General features: G+C 73.6%; 12 protein-coding genes and 1 pseudogene. 9 read left to right on the top strand and 4 right to left on the bottom strand.

Translation table 11 applies throughout. The features are described from left to right. Nucleotides 1-132 precede the first annotated feature (132 nt). The 5 genes from hisC (at nucleotide 133) to A2U95_RS10450 (ending at nucleotide 9,020) form a co-directional block, all read left to right on the top strand. Nucleotides 133-1,212 (top strand): histidinol-phosphate transaminase, encoded by a 1,080-nt coding sequence (gene hisC, locus A2U95_RS10470; RefSeq protein ID WP_166021870.1) that lies wholly within the window; start codon nucleotides 133-135, stop codon nucleotides 1,210-1,212. Nucleotides 1,213-1,537: 325 nt separating this feature from the next. Next, nucleotides 1,538-3,049: a cytochrome ubiquinol oxidase subunit I gene (locus A2U95_RS10465; protein ID WP_166021869.1), complete on the top strand. Its 1,512-nt coding sequence runs from the start codon at nucleotides 1,538-1,540 to the stop codon at nucleotides 3,047-3,049. Nucleotides 3,050-3,075: 26 nt separating this feature from the next. After that, on the top strand, nucleotides 3,076-4,077 hold the full coding sequence (gene cydB / locus A2U95_RS10460) for a cytochrome d ubiquinol oxidase subunit II (protein ID WP_166025041.1): 1,002 nt from the start codon (nucleotides 3,076-3,078) through the stop codon (nucleotides 4,075-4,077). 15 nt (nucleotides 4,078-4,092) lie between these two features. Beyond that, on the top strand, nucleotides 4,093-7,767 hold the full coding sequence (gene cydD / locus A2U95_RS10455) for a thiol reductant ABC exporter subunit CydD (RefSeq protein WP_166021868.1): 3,675 nt from the start codon (nucleotides 4,093-4,095) through the stop codon (nucleotides 7,765-7,767). A 188-nt stretch (nucleotides 7,768-7,955) separates the two neighbouring features. Continuing rightward, complete coding sequence (locus tag A2U95_RS10450; RefSeq protein ID WP_166021867.1) at nucleotides 7,956-9,020, top strand: M23 family metallopeptidase; 1,065 nt, start codon at nucleotides 7,956-7,958, stop codon at nucleotides 9,018-9,020. Between the two features lie 117 nt (nucleotides 9,021-9,137). Here the strand turns inward: A2U95_RS10450 and A2U95_RS10445 are convergent, their stop codons facing one another. The 4 genes and pseudogenes from A2U95_RS10445 to A2U95_RS10430 all read right to left on the bottom strand — a co-directional run bounded on the left by A2U95_RS10445 (nucleotide 9,138) and on the right by A2U95_RS10430 (nucleotide 13,394). Beyond that, nucleotides 9,138-10,028 carry a Cof-type HAD-IIB family hydrolase gene (locus tag A2U95_RS10445; RefSeq protein WP_166021866.1) on the bottom strand — a complete coding sequence of 297 codons (891 nt, stop codon included), beginning with the start codon at nucleotides 10,026-10,028 and terminating at the stop codon, nucleotides 9,138-9,140. 118 nt (nucleotides 10,029-10,146) lie between these two features. Beyond that, complete coding sequence (locus A2U95_RS10440) at nucleotides 10,147-11,049, bottom strand: LLM class flavin-dependent oxidoreductase (RefSeq protein ID WP_166021865.1); 903 nt, start codon at nucleotides 11,047-11,049, stop codon at nucleotides 10,147-10,149. An 83-nt stretch (nucleotides 11,050-11,132) separates the two neighbouring features. Further along, a complete protein-coding gene (locus A2U95_RS10435; protein WP_166021864.1) occupies nucleotides 11,133-11,738 on the bottom strand; it encodes an RNA 2'-phosphotransferase in 606 nt (201 codons plus the stop codon). Nucleotides 11,739-11,829: 91 nt separating this feature from the next. Then, nucleotides 11,830-13,394: pseudogene (locus A2U95_RS10430) on the bottom strand (SDR family oxidoreductase). Between the two features lie 330 nt (nucleotides 13,395-13,724). On the opposite strand from A2U95_RS10430, the gene A2U95_RS10425 reads away from it, so the two are divergent. The 4 genes from A2U95_RS10425 to A2U95_RS10410 are packed head-to-tail and all read left to right on the top strand — an operon-like array spanning nucleotide 13,725 to nucleotide 17,252. Continuing rightward, entirely contained in the window at nucleotides 13,725-14,660 is a 936-nt protein-coding gene (locus A2U95_RS10425; protein ID WP_166025037.1) for an ABC transporter ATP-binding protein, read from the top strand. Next, the gene (locus tag A2U95_RS10420; RefSeq protein WP_240957270.1) at nucleotides 14,647-15,588 is read left to right on the top strand and encodes an ABC-2 transporter permease; all 942 of its coding nucleotides are present in this window, start codon (nucleotides 14,647-14,649) and stop codon (nucleotides 15,586-15,588) included. Before A2U95_RS10425 ends, A2U95_RS10420 begins: the two co-directional genes overlap by 14 nt. Then, nucleotides 15,585-16,496 (top strand): ABC transporter ATP-binding protein, encoded by a 912-nt coding sequence (locus A2U95_RS10415; protein ID WP_166021863.1) that lies wholly within the window; start codon nucleotides 15,585-15,587, stop codon nucleotides 16,494-16,496. Before A2U95_RS10420 ends, A2U95_RS10415 begins: the two co-directional genes overlap by 4 nt. Nucleotides 16,497-16,523: 27 nt before the next feature. Then, nucleotides 16,524-17,252: an ABC transporter permease gene (locus A2U95_RS10410; protein WP_166021862.1), complete on the top strand. Its 729-nt coding sequence runs from the start codon at nucleotides 16,524-16,526 to the stop codon at nucleotides 17,250-17,252. Nucleotides 17,253-17,434 lie beyond the last annotated feature (182 nt).

The raw sequence follows: 17,434 nt of genomic DNA, 5'->3' as shown, positions 1-17,434 counted from the left end.
TGTCCCCGGGGTGGTCGCGGCCGGACGGAACGCCCTCGCCGGGCCCGCCCCGTGCCGGCGCGCGGCTCTTAGGCTGATAGCCATCGGTGCCGTCGGACGAGTGAGCCGCCGGCCGTCACGAGGAGGACTGCGGTGAGCGAGACGAGCCCCAAACTGCGTGCCGAGCTTGAGGGAGTGCCCTCCTACAAGCCGGGCCGCCCGGCCTCGGGGCCGGGTCCGGTCGCCTACAAGCTGTCCTCCAACGAGAACCCCTACCCGCCGCTGCCCGGGGTGATGGAGAGCGTGGTGGCCTCCGCGGCCTCGTTCAACCGCTACCCGGACATGGCCTGCACCGGTCTGACCGAGGAACTGGCGGAGCGCTTCGGCGTGCCGGCCTCCCACGTGGCCACCGGCACCGGTTCGGTGGGGGTCGCCCAGCAGCTGCTGCAGGCCACCAGCGGTTCCGGCGACGAGGTGATCTACGCCTGGCGCTCCTTCGAGGCGTACCCGATCATCACCCGGATCAGCGGCGCCACCCCCGTGGAGGTGCCCCTCACCCCGGGCGACGTCCACGACCTCGACGCGATGGCCGACGCGATCACCGGCCGGACCCGGCTGATCTTCGTCTGCAACCCCAACAACCCGACCGGCACCGTGGTGCGCCGGGCCGAGCTGGAGCGGTTCCTCGACCGGGTGCCCGGCGACGTGCTGGTGGTGCTGGACGAGGCGTACCGGGAGTTCATCCGGGACCAGGAGGTGCCGGACGGCGTGGAGCTCTACCGGGACCGCCCCAACGTCTGCGTGCTGCGCACCTTCTCCAAGGCGTACGGGCTGGCCGGCCTGCGGGTCGGCTTCGCCATCGCCCACGAGCCGGTGGCGGCCGCGCTGCGCAAGACGGCCGTGCCGTTCGGCGTCAGCCAGCTCGCCCAGGACGCGGCGGTCGCCTCGCTGCGCGCGGAGGACGAGCTCCTCGGCCGGGTGGGCTCCCTGGTGTGCGAGCGCAACCGGGTGGTCGCCGCCCTGCGCGAGCAGGGGTGGACCGTGCCGGACACCGAGGCCAACTTCGTCTGGCTGCGGCTCGGCGGGCGGACCATGGACTTCGCGGCGGCCTGCGAGCAGGCGGGCGTGGTGGTCAGGCCGTTCGCCGGGGAGGGCGTGCGGGTCACGGTCGGCGAGACGGAGGCCAACGACCTCTTCGTCAAGACGGCCGAGGAGTTCCGCCGCTCCGTCTGACCCCGCCCCCGGCGTCCGGCCCTCCGGCCCGGCGGCTCCCTTCGGGGAGCCGCCGGGCCGTCGCCGTTTCCGGGCGCGGGACGAGGCGTGGAGCCTGCCGCGGAGCGGGGCGGAGCGGGGCAGGGCGGGGTGGCGGAGCCGGACGGATGGGCCGTTTCCGGCCGTCCCGGGCCGAAGGGGGTACCCCCCTGTACGGCCGTTCGGCCTACATGCTGATAATAGATTGTGAATGTGAACGCTTTCACAAGCGCGCATGTTCATCCCCCCATGTGCGGATCTGGTGGAACAAACCTCCGCCTCGAGGCACCGCTGTGAAGGAGAACACGTGGACCTCGCCCTGGCCCCCGAGACGCTCGCGCGCTGGCAGTTCGGGATCACGACCGTCTACCACTTCCTGTTCGTCCCGCTGACGATTTCGCTGGCCGCCCTCACGGCCGGGCTCCAGACGGCCTGGGTGCGCTCCGGCAAGGAGAAGTACCTCAGGGCCACCAAGTTCTGGGGCAAGCTCTTCCTGATCAACATCGCCCTCGGTGTGGTCACCGGCCTGGTGCAGGAGTTCCAGTTCGGCATGAACTGGTCCGCCTACTCGCGCTTCGTGGGTGACGTCTTCGGGGCGCCGCTGGCCTTCGAGGCGCTGATCGCCTTCTTCTTCGAGTCCACCTTCATCGGGCTGTGGATCTTCGGCTGGGACAAGCTGCCGAAGAAGATCCACCTGGCCTGCATCTGGATGGTGTCGATCGGCACCATCCTCTCGGCCTACTTCATCCTGGCCGCCAACAGCTGGATGCAGCACCCCGTCGGCTACCGGATCAACGAGGAGAAGGGCCGCGCCGAGCTCACCGACTTCTGGCTGGTGCTGACCCAGAACACCACGGTCACCCAGGTCTTCCACAGCCTGGCCGCCGCCTTCCTCACCGGCGGCGCCTTCATGGCCGGCATCGCCGCCTACCACCTGGCCAAGGGCCGGCACGTCGCGGAGATGCGGACCTCGCTGCGCCTGGGCCTGGTGACCGTGGCGGTCGGCGGCCTGCTGACGGCGGTCAGCGGTGACGTGCTGGGCAAGGTGATGTTCGAGCAGCAGCCGATGAAGATGGCGGCCGCCGAGGCGCTCTGGGAGGGCGAACGCGGCGCCCCGTTCTCGCTCTTCGCCTACGGCGATGTCGACGAGGGCCACAACACGGTCGCCATCGAGATCCCCGGCCTGCTCTCCTACCTCGCCGACTCGGACCTGGACCACTACGTGCCGGGCATCAACGACATCAACCAGGAGATGCAGGAGAAGTACGGCCCCGGCGACTACCGGCCCAACATCCCGGTGGCGTTCTGGAGCTTCCGCTGGATGATCGGCTTCGGCATGGCCTCCCTCGCGGTGGGCGTGCTCGGGCTGTGGCTGACCCGCGGGAAGTTCCTGCTCCCCCAGCACCTGCGGACCGGTGAGGACGAGGTGCCGCACCTGGTCCTGCTGCCGCGCGGACGGGTCCTGGGGCCCCGGGCGACCCGGCTGTGCTGGCAGGTGGCGACCTGGACCATGGCGTTCCCGCTGATCGCGAACGCCTGGGGCTGGATCTTCACCGAGATGGGCCGCCAGCCCTGGGTGGTGTTCGGCGTCTTCCAGACCCGTGACGCGGTCTCCCCCGGTGTCGGCCAGGGCGAGGTCCTCGCCTCCATGACCCTGTTCACGGTGGTCTACGCGGTCCTCGCGGTCATCGAGGTGAAGCTGCTCGTGAAGTACGTGAAGGCCGGCCCGCCGGAACTCACCGAGGCGGACCTCAACCCGCCCACCAGGATCGGCGGCGACCCGCACGACGCCGACAAGCCCATGGCCTTCTCGTACTAGCAGGCAGGGAGTCGCCTCGCATGGAACTGCAACTGCACGACGTCTGGTTCGTCCTGATCGCCGTCCTGTGGACCGGCTACTTCTTCCTGGAGGGCTTCGACTTCGGGATAGGCGTGCTCACCCGGCTGCTGGCCCGCGACCGCACCGAGAAGCGGGTGCTGATCAACACCATCGGCCCCGTCTGGGACGGCAACGAGGTCTGGCTGGTGACCGCCGCCGGCGCCACCTTCGCCGCCTTCCCCGAGTGGTACGCCACCCTGTTCTCCGGCTTCTACCTGCCGCTGCTGGTGATCCTGCTCTGCCTGATCCTGCGCGGCGTGGCCTTCGAGTACCGGGTGAAGCGGTCCGGGGAGCGGTGGCAGCGGAACTGGGAGTCGGCCATCTTCTGGACCTCGCTGCTGCTCGCGGCCCTCTGGGGGGTGGTCTTCGGCAACATCGTCCGGGGCCTGCGGATCGACCGGGACCTGGAGTACGTGGGCACCCTGGGCGACCTCCTCAACCCCTACGCCCTGCTGGGCGGTGTGGTGACGCTGACCCTCTTCACCTTCCACGGCGCGGTCTTCGCGGCGCTGAAGACGGAGGGGGACATCCGGGACCGGGCACGCGGGCTCGCGCTCCGGCTCGGTGCGGTCACCGCCGTGCCGCTGGCCGGCTTCCTGGTCTGGACGCTGCTGTCGCGGGGCGGCCTGCCGAGCCTGGTCGCGGCGGTGCTCACCCTCGCCGCGCTGGCCGGCGCGGTGCTGACCGGACGGGCCGGACGTGAGGGCTGGTCGTTCGTCTGCTCCGGCCTGGGCGTGGTGGCGCTGGTGGCGGTGTTCTTCCTCTCGCTCTTCCCGGAGGTCATGCCCTCCACGCTGGACGAGGACTGGAGCCTCACGGTCACCAACGCCTCCTCCAGCCCCTACACCCTGAAGATCATGACCTGGTGCGCGCTCGTGGCCACGCCCGTGGTGCTGCTCTACCAGTCGTGGACCTACTGGGTCTTCCGCAAGCGGATCGGCACGCGGCACATCGCCGCGAGCCACTGACGGACGAGGTTTCACGTGAAACCGGTGGATCCCCGGCTGGTGCGGTACGCGCGTGCCACCCGTTTCTTCCTGGCCGCGGTGGTGGCCCTGGGCCTGATCGGCGCGGGTCTGGTCGTCGCCCAGGCGACGCTGATCGCCGAGGTGGTGGTCGGGGCCTTCCAGGGAGGGCTGACCACCGGTGATCTGGGAACCCCCCTGCTGTCGCTGGCCGGCGTCGCCTGCGGGCGGGGGGTGGTCGCCTGGCTGACCGGGCTCGCGGCCCATCGCGCCAGCGCGGCGGTCAAGTCCGAGCTCCGGGGGCGGCTGCTGGCGCGGACGGCCGCCCTCGGTCCCTCCTGGCTGGACGGACAGCGCACCGGGTCCCTGGTGAACCTGGCGACCCGGGGCGTGGACGCGCTGGACGACTACTTCGCCCGGTACCTGCCCCAGCTGGGCCTCGCCGTCGTGGTGCCGGTGGCGGTGCTCGCCCGGATCGTCACCAGGGACTGGGTCTCCGCGGCGATCATCGTGGGCACCCTGCCGCTGATCCCCCTCTTCATGGCGCTGATCGGCTGGGCCACCCAGGCCCACACCGACCGGCAGTGGAGGCTGCTGTCGCGGCTCTCCGGCCACTTCCTCGACGTGGTCGCCGGGCTGCCCACGCTGAAGGTCTTCGGGCGGGCCAAGGCCCAGGCCGAGTCGATCCGCCGAATCACCGCCGAGTACCGCAGGGCCACGCTGCGCACGCTGCGGATCGCCTTCCTCTCGTCGTTCGCGCTGGAGCTGCTCTCCACGCTGTCGGTGGCGCTGGTCGCGGTGACCATCGGGATGCGCCTGGTCCACGGGGAGATGGACCTCTTCACCGGGCTGGTGGTGCTGATCCTGGCGCCGGAGGCCTACCTGCCGCTGCGGCAGGTGGGAACGCAGTACCACGCGGCGGCGGAGGGACTGGCCGCCGCGGAGGAGGTCTTCGCGGTGCTGGAGACGCCGCTGCCGGAGGCGGGGACCCGGGCGGTGCCGGCCGACACGACGATCACCTTCGACGACGTCGCCGTGCGGTATCCGGGACGGACGGAGGACGCCGTCTCCGCGGTCTCGCTCACGGTGGAGCCCGGCACGGTGGTGGCCCTCACGGGTCCCAGCGGCGCGGGGAAGTCCACCCTGCTGCGGGTGCTGCTCGGGTTCGCCCGGCCGTCCCGGGGGCGGGTGGACGTGGGCGGGGTGGACCTCACGGAGATCGATCCGGAGGCCTGGCGGTCGCGGATCGCCTGGGTGCCGCAGCGGCCCCACCTGTACGCGGCGAGCGTGGCGGAGAACGTGCGGCTGGCCCGGCCCGGGGCCGACGACGCCGAGGTGCGGCGGGCGCTGGCGGACGCCGGTGCGCTGGAGTTCGTGGAGGCGCTGCCGGAGGGCGCCGGCACGGTGCTGGGGGAGGACGGCGCGGGGCTGTCGGCCGGACAGCGGCAGCGGATCGCGCTGGCCCGCGCCTTCCTGGCCGACCGTCCGGTGCTGCTGCTCGACGAGCCCACGGCGGCGCTGGACGGCGCGACGGAGGCGGAGCTCACGGAGGCGGTGCGGCGACTGTCGGCCGGGCGGACGGTGATCCTGGTGGTCCACCGCCCCGCGCTGCTGTCGGTGGCCGACCGCGTGGTCCGGCTGGGCCCGGCCGGCGCCTCCGCCCACGGCGCACCTTCCCACGGCGCCTCCGCCCACGGCGCCTCCGCCCACGGCGCACCCGCCGAGGACGCCCCGAGCGGGACGGCGGCCCGCGCCGCCGTCGGCGTGGCGGGGCACGCCCGGGAACACCTGCCCGGCTCCTCCGCGGCCGCCCCGGCGGGCTCCGGCCCGGTCGCGGAACCGGCGGTCCGGGAAACGACCCGGGGCGGGCCGGCCACCCCGGCCCGGGCGGACGCGCGGGAGGCGCGGTCCGCCCGGAGGGAGGCGGCGGGCGTGCTGCGGCGGGTGCGGGCACTGTCCGGGGCGCGGCGCGGGCGGCTGGGGTTCGCGCTGGTACTGGGAAGTCTCGCCCTGGGCAGCGCGGTGGGGCTGATGGCCACCTCCGGGTGGCTGATCTCCCGCGCCTCCGAGATGCCTCCGGTGCTCCACCTGATGATCGCGGTGACCGCGACCCGCGCCTTCGGCATGGGCCGCGCCGTCTTCCGGTACGCCGAGCGCCTGGTCTCGCACGACGCCGTGCTGCGGATGCTCGCCGACACCCGGGTCGCCGTCTTCGCGCGGCTGGAGCGCCTGGCTCCCGCCGGACTGCGGACCGCGCGCCGCGGTGACCTGCTGTCCCGCCTGGTCACCGACGTGGACGCGCTGCAGGACTACTGGCTGCGCTGGCTGCTGCCCACCGGGGCGGCGGTGGTCGTCTCCGGCGGCTCGGTGGCGTTCACCGCGTGGCTGCTCCCCGAGGCGGGCGCCGTCCTGGCCGTGGGGCTGCTGGCGGCCGGGGCCGGAGTGCCCTCGCTGACGGCGGCGGTGGCGCGGCGGTCCGAGGCCCGCCTGGCCCCCGCCCGTGGCGTCCTGGCCACCCGGGTCACCGACCTGCTGACCGGCACGGCCGAGTCGACGGTCGCCGGCGCGCTGCCCGCCCGGCTGGCCGCGACCCGTGCCGCCGACACCGTGCTGACCCGGATCGCCGCCCGCACCTCCTCCGCGAGCGCCCTGGGCGACGGTCTGACCGCGCTGATCGGTGGCCTCACGGTGGTCGCCACGGCGCTGGTCACCGTCCCCGCGGTGGCCGCGGGCCGGCTGGACGGGCTGCTCACCGCCGTGGTGGTGCTGACGCCGCTCGCCGCCTTCGAGGGCGTGCTCGGCCTGCCGCTCGCCGCCCAGTACCGGCAGCGGGTGCGGCGCGGCGCCGAGCGGGTCTTCGACGTGCTGGACGCGCCGGACCCCGTGCGCGAGCCGGCCTCCCCCCGCCCGGTGCCGGCCTCCCCCTTCCCCCTGGAGGTACGCGGGCTGTCGGCCCGTCACCCCGGCGGCGCGGAGCCCGCGTTGCGCGGTGTGGACCTCACGCTGGAGCCGGGGCGCCGGGTGGCCGTGGTGGGGCGGTCCGGGGCGGGCAAGACCACCCTGGCCCAGGTGCTGCTGCGGTTCCTCGAACCGGAGTCCAGGGTCTGCGCCCTCGGAGGGACCGACGTCCGCGAGCTGGACGGCGACCAGGTGCGCCGGGTGGTGGGGCTGTGCGCCCAGGACGCCCACCTCTTCGACAGCAGCGTCCGGGAGAACCTGCTGATCGCCCGCAAGGACGCCACCGAGGCGGAACTGCGTGCGGTCCTGCGGAGGGTCAGGCTGCTGGAGTGGGCCGACGCCCTCCCCGACGGCCTGGACACCCTGATCGGCGAGCACGGCGCGCGGCTCTCCGGCGGCCAGCACCGGCGGCTGGCCCTGGCCCGGGCCCTGCTGGCGGACTTCCCCGTGCTGGTGCTGGACGAGCCCACCGAGCACCTGGACCTGCCGACCGCCGACGCGCTCACGGCGGACCTGCTCGCCGCCACCGAGGGCCGCACCACCTTGCTGATCACCCACCGCACGGCGGGGCTCGAGGCGGTGGACGAGGTGCTGGTGCTCGACGGCGGCCGGGTGGTGCAGCGCGGCCCGTACGCGGTCCTCGCGCGGGCCGACGGGCCGTTCCGCGCCATGGTGGCGCGCGAGGAGGCGGCGGAGTCCCTCGCCGGCCGTCCCCTCGCAGCCGGGGTGTCCTGACCGGCACGTCGACGGCGCCCCCGGGGCGGTCCGGCGGTCCGGCGCGGGCCGGCGGTCCGACGCGGGCCGGCGGTCCGGCTCGGCCCGCGCGTCACACGCCGGCCGCGCTCACCCGGCTGCCGCAGGGGTTCCCCCGGCCGTACGCCCTCGACGGGCCGCGTGCCGGTGACGGCGTGACGATCACTGACATGCCATCACCTCGCCGCGCGGTCCCGCTCGTTCCCGTCCTGCTCTGCACCCTGGTCGCCCTGGCCGTGCGCCCCGCGGCCGCCGAGGGGGAGCAGGCGCTCGCCGCCCCACCGGACGACGGCGGCCTCAGTACCCGGGTGGCGCGCCTCTACCAGGAGGCGGCCCGGGCCACCGAGCAGTACCAGGCCGGCACCCGCCGGCTGGAGGAGGAGCGGATGCGGGCCGGGGACCTGGACCGTCTGCTGACCGAGAGGCGCCGGGAGGCCGAGGTGATCCGGGCGGACCTCGGCCGGTACGCGAGGGCGCAGTACCGGGCGGGCGGCGGTCTGCCGGTCTCGGCCCAGCTGCTGCTGTCGGACGACCTCGAGGCACTGATGAACAGTCACCGCGCGGTCTGGCGCGCGGACCTGGCGGTGAGCAACGTCATCGAGGAGAGCCGCCGGGTCGAGCGGCGGCTCTCCGAGGAACGGCGGAGGGCCGGGGAGCGGCGGCAGCGGCTGGAACAGCGGTCCGCCGCACTGGCCGGGATGCGTCAGGAGATCCAGAGCACCCTGGAGGAGGCCCGGGGGCTGCTCCAGAGCCGGGCGGACGCCTCGGTCGCGGCCGGAGCCTGCCGGGGCGCGGTGCGGCTGGAACAACCCGGGCAGCCGGTCGCAGGACCGTGGGTGGCGCCCGTGGAGGGCTACACGATGTCGGCCGGATTCGGCCAGGGAGGCGCCCGGTGGGCGAGCCGGCACACCGGGCAGGACTTCGCGGTGCCGATCGGCACCCCGGTGCGGGCGGTGGGCGAGGGCCGGGTGGCAAGGGTGTCCTGCGGGGGCCCGTTCGGCATCGAGGTGGTGATCGAACACCCCGGCGGCTACTACACCCAGTACGCCCACCTGGCCGCGGTCGGTGTGGACCAGGGGCAGCGGGTGGCGGCCGGGCAGTGGATCGCGCAGTCCGGGACCAGCGGCAACTCCACCGGGCCCCACCTGCACTTCGAGGTGCGGGTCACACCGGGGACGGGCTCGGCGCTCGATCCGGTCCCCTGGCTGGCGGCCCGCGGCGTCCCGCTGGGCTGACCCCGCGGCCGCGCGGCCCCGCGGCCGGGCCGTGGCCCCGAACGTCCGAAGCCGCGCCGCGGCCCCGGGAACCGGAAGCCGCGCCGCGGCCCCGGGAACCGGAAGCCGTGCCGCGGCCTACGGCAGCTCGGCCAGGATCCGCTCGATGACGACCGCCACCCCGTCCTCGTTGTTGGCCGCCGTCCGGCGGCCCGCCGCGCGCAGTGCGTCCGGGTGGGCGTTGCCCATCGCGTAGGCCTGACCGGCCCAGGTGAGCATCTCGACGTCGTTCGGCATGTCCCCGAAGGCCACGACCTCCTCGGGCGAGATGCCGCGTTCGGCACAGCACATGGCGAGGGTGCTGGCCTTGGAGACGCCGGGACCGCTGATCTCCAGCAGGGCGGTGGGACTGGACCGGGTGACCGTGACCCGGTCGCCGACCACGGCGCGGGCCAGGGCCAGGAAGGCGTCCGGTTCCAGCGCGGGATGGAAGGCGAGCAGCTTGAGCACCGGCAGCGGAGCGGTGACGCCGCCGGGGGCCAGCAGCTCGTCGGCGTCGCCGTACGTGTCGGGCCGCTCCACGTGGATGCTCGGGTACGCGTGCTCCTGGTGGAAGGCGTAGGTCTGCTCGACGGCGAACACGGTGCCGGGGGCGCCTTCGCGCAGCAGCCGCACGGTCTCCCGGGCGTTGGCGTGACCGACCTCGCGGACCATGGTGAAGCGGTGGTGCCCCGGGCCCTCGTGGAGGTCGACCACGGCGGCGCCGTTGCCGCAGATGGCCAGCCCGTGCCCGTGCAGGTGGTCGCTGACGACCTCCATCCATCGGGCCGGCCGGCCGGTGACGAAGAAGACCTCGATCCCGGCGGCCTCGGCGGCGGCCAGCGCGGCGACGGTGCGCGGCGAGACGGACTTGTCGTCCCGCAGCAGGGTGCCGTCCAGGTCGGTGGCTATCAGCCGGGGCGGAACTGCAGCGTGGGCCCGGGTCGCGGGCGCTTCGAGAGCTGAGGTCACCCCGTCATTGTCGCGCATATGCCAGCACGGGCGTGCGGATGCCTGCACATCTGAGTGAGAATCGACCCCTGAATGATCGATTCCCCCCGATATGCCGGGTTGGTGGGGGGCCGCCACCGCGGCCCCCGGCCTGGTGTCAGCTCAATTGAGCCGGTGCCTCGGTGGCGATGCGCTCGAACACCTTCTCGTCCACGTCGAAGTCCGAGTCCGGGATCGGCATGTGGATCACCAGCTCGGTGAAGCCCAGCTCGGCGTGCCGGCCGGCGAAATCCACGAAGGCGTCCACGGATTCCAGCGGGGCGTTGCGATCGGGGGTGAAGCCGGTGAGCAGGACCTTGCCGAGTTCCCCCACGTCCCGGCCGATCGCCGCGCAGGCGTCCGCCAGCCGCTCGGTCTGGCGGCGGATGGCCGCCACGGATTCCTCCGGGGTGCCGGTCTCGAAGATCGTCGGGTCGCCGGTGGTCACCCAGGACTGGCCGTGGTGGGCGACCAGCTTCATCCCGCGGGGGCCGGTGGCCGCCACCGCGAAAGGCAGCCGGGGCCGCTGGACGCAGCCCGGGATGTTGCGGGCCTCGTGCGCCGAGTAGTGGTCGCCGGTGAACGAGACCGACGGCTGGGTGAGCAGCCGGTCCAGCAGCGGGACGAACTCGGCGAACCGGTCGGCCCGCTCGCGCGGCGTCCAGGGCTCCTGGCCCAGGGCGGTGGCGTCGAAGCCGGTGCCGCCGGCGCCGATGCCGAGTGTGACGCGGCCTTCGGAGATGTCGTCCAGGGAGATGAGGTCCTTGGCGAGAGTGACCGGATGGCGGAAGTTCGGGGAGGTGACGAGGGTGCCCAGCCGGAGGCGGGAGGTGACGGCGGCGGCAGCGGTCAGCGTGGGAACGGCGCCGAACCACGGGCCGTCCCGGAAACTGCGCCAGGACAGGTGGTCATAGGTGTAGGCGGTGTGGAAGCCGAGCTCCTCGGCCCGCTCCCAGGCGGCTCGCCCGCCCTCGTGCCAGCGACGGTAGGGCAGGATCACGGTGCTCAGACGCAGGCTCATGGGGTGAGCCTAAGGCCGGGACGTTTCACGTGAAACAACCCGCCTCCACCCGGCCCCGCTCCGTCCTCCACCCCGGCCCGCCGTCAGCGCGCCCGCGGCCGGAGCCCCGCCCGGCCCTCCTGGAACCGCAGGTACTCCGGCGGCACCGCGCGCGTCAGCCACACCCCGTTGGCGCTGCGGTGGAAGACGTGGCCGTCCCGGTGCATGGCCCCGGAGTCGACCGTCAGGACCACGGGACGGCCCCGCCGGGCCCCCACCCGGGTGGCCGTCTCCCGGTCCGCGGAGAGGTGGACGTCGTGGCGGGACATCGGCCGCAACCCCTCGGCCCGGATCGGGTCCAGGTTCCGGGCCACCGTCCCGTGGTACAGGAACGGCGGCGGTGCGGCCGGCTCCAGGCCGAGGTCCACCTCCACGGTGTGTCCCTGGCTCGCGCGGATGCGGGTGCCCTCGACGGCGAAACGGCGCTTGTCGTTGGCCGCGACCGCGTGGTCGAGCTCGTCCCGGCCGATGGGGAACCCGTGGGCCGCGGCGGCCGCGAGCAAGGCGTCGATCTCCACCCAGCCGCCCGGGTCGAGGGTGATGCCGATCCGGTCGGGCTGGTGCCGCAGATGCCGGGAGAGGTACTTCGAGACCTTGACCATGCGCCGGTCGTCGGTGCCGGTGCCGGTGCCGTCCTCAGAGGTGTTCATGTGGGCCAAGTCTCACGGAATCAGGGTTTGATCCACAGCGAATTAAGGTTCTCCACAGGAAAAGGCGACCAGCCTGTGGACAACTTCGCCGCTATGCGGACGGCGAGCGGTCCTTCCGCATCCGGGAGAGCAGGCGCGCCGCAGGACGCTCCGGAGCCGCCTCGACCTCGGACCGCCCGTGGAGCACCGCGTCCAGCACCGCCGCCGCGATCCTCTCCGGGGGAACCCGCCGGCCGGTCCGCTCGGTGCGGACCGTGGAGACGCCGATGCCGCGCCCCGCCAGTTCCCTCCGCAACGCCTCGCTCAGCGCCACCGTCCCGGCGGCGCCCGCGCCGCCCGCGGCGAGGTGCACCACATGGCCGCCCTGGGCCCGTTCCGCCATGGGCCGGACGAAGGCCCGCGCCATGTGGACCGCGCCGCCGACGCCGGAGCCCAGCGCGCGTTCCCACGCGCCGGGCGGAGCGTCCAGCAGCGAGCCCGGGAGGCCGGCCGGGGCGTGCACCAGGACGTCGACCACGCCGCGCTCGGCCCGGACCCGCTCGGCCAGCCGCTCCACCGCCCCGGCGTCCGCCGCGTCCCCGCCGCGTCCTCGCCGTCCGCGTCCACGCACACCACCCGGGCCCCCGCCTCCGCGAAGGCCAGCGCGGTGGCCCGTCCGGCGCCGCCGCCCGCGCCGGTGACCAGCACCAGCTGCCCGGCGAAGCGCTCCGCCGCGGATCCGGGCCGCGTGGGCGAGGGCGTCCGCCCGGCCTCCACGTCGGTGACGAAACCGGTGACCCACCGGGCGAGCTGGTCCGGCCGGGTCAGCGGAACCGCGTGCCCGACCGGCAGGGTGCGCCGCACCAGCCGCGGCGCCCAGTGCTCCAGGCCGTCGTGCAGGGAGGGTGAGAGGAACGGGTCCCGCAGGGCGACGACCAGCTGGACCGGCAGGTCGGTGCGGGCGTCCGCACGCGGGATCCGCAGCGAGGAGCGGACGTTGTCCCGGTAGAGCCAGGCTCCCCGGGCACCGTCCGAACCCAGGCTCGACGTGGGGTACTCCTCGGACTCCACCCCCTCGGACTTCCTGAGCAGCGCCCGCCAGGAGCGGGTGAGCGCCGGCGTGACGCGCCAGAGCAGTTCGGGCACCACCGGGACGTGCAGCGCGGCCACGTACCAGGACCTGGCGGCCTGGCCGAGGACCCGGGCGGTCCGGCGCGGGGACGGCCGGGTCAGCCCCCGCCGCATCCAGTGGGAGAAGTGGTCCAGCGAGGGGCCGGAGATCGTGGTGAACGAGGCGATCCGGGCCGCCGTGCGCGGCCGGGTGACGAAGTCCCAGCCCTGCACCGATCCCCAGTCGTGGCCGACCAGGTGCACCGGCCGGCCGGGGCTCACGGCCTCGGCGACGGCCAGGAAGTCGTCACCCAGCCGCTCCAGGGCGTACCCGCCGCGCGGCGGCCGGGGAGCGGTGGAACGGCCGTGCCCGCGGACGTCGTAGAGCACCACGTGGAACCGTTCGGCGAGCCGCCCGGCCACCTCGCTCCAGATCTCCTTGGTGTCCGGGTAGCCGTGGAGCAGGACGACGGTCGGCCGTTCCCCGCCGGCCGGTCCCAGCTCCGCGACGCACAGGTCGACCTCCCCCGACCGCACCATGCGTTCGCGCGCGCCCTTGAGTGCCATCCGCCCTCCACCGCTGCCGTCGTACGCCGTTGCCGTCCGCCGTCGTCCGTTGCCGTCCGCCGTCGTCCGCTGCCGTCGTGGCCACCGGTCAGTGAATCTGGCATCTGTCAGACAGCGCGTCAACAGTCCGCACCGCCGGCGCCCGGCACCCCACCGCCCGTCTCCCGGCCCCCCGTGTCTCCCCTTCCCCGTTTCCCCGCCCTCCGGTCCCGCCCCGGATCCTCTCCGGGGACGACCCTTACGCCACCCCTACACCTGGAGGCTGACCTGGGAGTCCCCCTTCGGAGGACGACGTGTCCCCGTCAGGCCTCTACCGTCGTGCCCGTGACTGTGATCCTGACCGAAAGCCTGAGCAAGCGGTTCCCCCGGGTGACCGCCCTCGACCGGCTCACCCTGGACATCGGGTCCGGCGTGACCGGCCTGGTCGGCGCCAACGGCGCCGGAAAATCGACCCTGATCAAGATCCTTCTGGGTCTCGCCCCCGCCTCCGAGGGACGTGCCGAGGTGCTGGGTCTGGACGTCGGGACGGAAGGGCCGGCGATCCGCGCCCGGGTCGGCTACATGCCGGAGCACGACTGCCTGCCGCCCGACGTCTCGGCCACCGAGTTCGTCGTCCACATGGCGCGCATGTCCGGCCTGCCGCCGACCGCCGCCCGTGAGCGGACCGCCGACACCCTGCGCCACGTGGGCCTGTACGAGGAGCGCTACCGCCCCATGGGCGGCTACTCCACGGGCATGAAGCAGCGCGTGAAGCTCGCCCAGGCACTCGTCCACGACCCGGACCTCGTCCTGCTCGACGAGCCCACCAACGGTCTGGACCCGGCGGGCCGGGACGACATGCTCGACCTGATCCGCCGCATCCACAGCGACTTCGGCATCTCGGTGCTCGTCACCTCCCACCTGCTGGGCGAACTGGAGCGCACCTGCGACCACGTGGTCGTCATCGACGGCGGCGCGCTGCTGCGCTCCAGCTCCACCACCGACTTCACCCGGTCCACCGCCACCCTCGCCGTGGAGGTCACCGACAGCGACGAGCACCCGGACGGGATCGGCGCGCTCCGCGAGGCCCTGGAGGCACGCGGCGTGCGCACCGAGGACGGCGGAGCCGGGCTCCCCGGAGCGGGCCGCATCCTGCTGCTCACCGCGGACGGCGACGCCACCTACGACCTGATCCGCGACACCGTCGCCGGCCTCGGCCTCGGTCTGGTGCGCATGGAACAGCGCCGGCACCACATCTCGGAGGTCTTCCGCCATGACGACCGATAACCTCTCGCCGGCCGGCGGGCCCGGAGGGACGGCGCGTCCCGGCAACGGCGCCGCACCCGAGAGCCGGATCCACGACATCGGCTACCGCGGCTACGACGGCCCCCGCCTCGGCCGCTCCTACGCCCGCCGCTCCCTGTTCGCGCAGTCGCTGCGCGGCGCCTTCGGCCTCGGCCGCTCGGCCCGCTCCAAGATCGTGCCGGTGCTCATCACCTGCGTGCTGACCCTGCCCGCCGTGATCGCGGTGGCCGTCACCATGATGAGCGGCGCCGATCAACTGCCGATGACCTACGTGGAGTACACGGCGGGCTTCGAGATGGTGATCACCCTGTTCCTCGCCGCGCAGGCTCCCCAGGCGGTGTCGCTGGACCTGAGGTACCGGACCATGCCGCTGTACTTCTCCCGCCCGATCGAGACCTCCGACTACGTCCGCGCCAAGTACCTGGCCACGGCCTGCGCGGTCCTCGTGCTCACCGCGCTGCCCCAGGCGGTCCTCTACGTGGGCGCGCTGCTGGCCAAGCTGGACTTCGCGGACCAGACGACGGCCTTCGCCGAGGGCCTCGCCGGGGCGGCCGTGCTCGCCCTGCTCTACTCGGGCATCGGCCTGGTCGTCGCCGCCCTCACGCCGCGCCGGGGCTTCGGCGTCGCCGCCGTGATCGCCGTGATGATGCTGTCCTTCGCGGCGGTCTCCACGCTGCAGGTGGCCGCCGACTTCAACGACGCCAAGGGCGCGGTCCCCTGGCTCGGCCTGTTCTCGCCGAGCACGCTGATCTACGGACTGCAGCACGCCTTCCTCGGCGCCGGCGCCCCCTTCCCGGGCAACGCCGGGCCGTCCACCGCCCAGGGCCTCGTCTACCTGCTGGCCGTGGCCGCGCTGATCGCCGGCTCCTACGGCCTCCTGATCCGCCGCTACCGAAAGGCCGGGCTGTGACCACCCTCCAGCTAGACCACGTCTCCCGCTGGTTCGGCAACGTGGTCGCCGTCAACGACATCACCGTGGACGTCGGACCGGGCGTCACCGGCCTGCTCGGGCCGAACGGCGCCGGGAAGTCCACCCTGATCAACATGATGGCGGGCTTCCTCGCCCCGTCCGCCGGGTCCGTCACCCTCGACGGCAGCCCGGTGTGGCGCAACGAGGGCGTCTACCGGGAGATCGGCATCGTCCCCGAACGCGAGGCGATGTACGACTTCCTGACCGGGCGCCAGTTCGTCGTCGCCAACGCCGAGCTGCACGGTCTGGGCGCCGCCGAGGCGCAGCGGGCACTGGCCCTGGTGGAGATGGAGCACGCCCAGGACCGCAGGATCGGCACCTACTCCAAGGGCATGCGGCAGCGCGTGAAGATGGCCTCCGCGCTGGTGCACGACCCCTCGGTGCTGCTGCTGGACGAGCCGTTCAACGGCATGGACCCGCGGCAGCGGATGCAGCTCATGGACGTGCTGCGCCGGATGGGGGACGAGGGCCGCACCGTGCTGTTCTCCTCGCACATCCTGGAGGAGGTCGAGCAGGTGGCCTCGCACATCGAGGTGGTGGTCGCCGGACGTCACGCGGCCAGCGGCGACTTCCGCTCCATCCGCCGTCTGATGACCGACCGCCCCCACCGCTACCTGGTGCGCTCCAGCGACGACCGGGCGCTGGCGGCGGCGCTGATCGCCGATCCGTCGACCTCCGGCATCGAGGTGGACGCCGCCGAGGACGCCCTGGTGATCCAGGCGGCCGACTTCGGCCGGTTCACCGAACTGCTGCCCAAGGTGGCCCGGGAACACGGCATCCGGCTCTACACGGTGTCGCCGTCGGACGAGTCCCTCGAATCCGTCTTCTCGTACCTTGTCGCGGCGTAGCGGCGAAGCGGCCTAGGAGGCCTCACGATGTTCACAGCGTTCCACCCCACGGTGGCCCGGCTCACCTACCGGGCCCTCCTCGGCCGTCGCCGGGCCCTCGTCCTGGGCATCCTGCCGGCGCTGCTGGTGCTGATCTCCGTCGCCGTGCGGCTGCTGGCCGACGGGGACCCGCAGAGCTCCACCGACGTGCTCGGCCGGTTCGCGCTGGCCGCGATGGTGCCGATCATCGGAGTGATCGCCGGAACCGGGGCGATCGGTCCGGAGATCGACGACGGCTCGGTCATGTACCTGTTGGCGAAACCGGTGAAGCGGCGGACCGTGCTGTTCACCAAGCTGGTGGTCGCGATCGCGGTGACGATGGTCTTCTCGGCCGTCCCCACGCTGGTCGCCGCCCTGATCCTCGTCGGCACCACGGACGGCATCGCCGTGGCCTACACGGTCGCGGCGCTGGTGGCCTCGGTCGCCTACGCCTCGCTGTTCCTGATGCTGGGCACCATCACCCGGCACGCGGTGGTCGTCGGACTGGTGTACACGCTGATCTGGGAGACGCTGCTGGGTTCCTACGTCCCGGGAGCGCGCTCGCTCAGCGTCCAGCAGTGGGCCCTGGCGGTCGGCGCCGACCTGGCCGAGGGCAAGCTGATCACCTCCGAGGTCGGCACGGTCACCGGCGCGGTGCTGCTGACCGTGGTGACCGTCGTGGCGGCCTGGTACGGGGCCCGGCGGCTGCGCAGTCTGACGCCGGCCACCGAGGAGTGACGTCCGCCGCGCCTCGGCCGGCTTCACCGCGGCGCGGCGCGCTCCTCCGCGTGGCGGTCCCGTCCGCCGCGCGGAGGACGCGCCGCGGCACGGCGGTGCGCCGGCGCCCGGTGCGCCGGCGTCCTGCTCCTCGAACTTGATTCCGGTTTCACCTCCGTCCCGGCACACTGGGCGTGAGGAGA

This window comes from Streptomyces chilikensis (assembly GCF_001642695.1).
Classification (GTDB): domain Bacteria; phylum Actinomycetota; class Actinomycetes; order Streptomycetales; family Streptomycetaceae; genus Streptomyces; species Streptomyces chilikensis.
The sequence above is the reverse complement of the archived record's forward strand: the minus strand, read 5'-3'. Positions and strand labels throughout refer to the sequence as shown.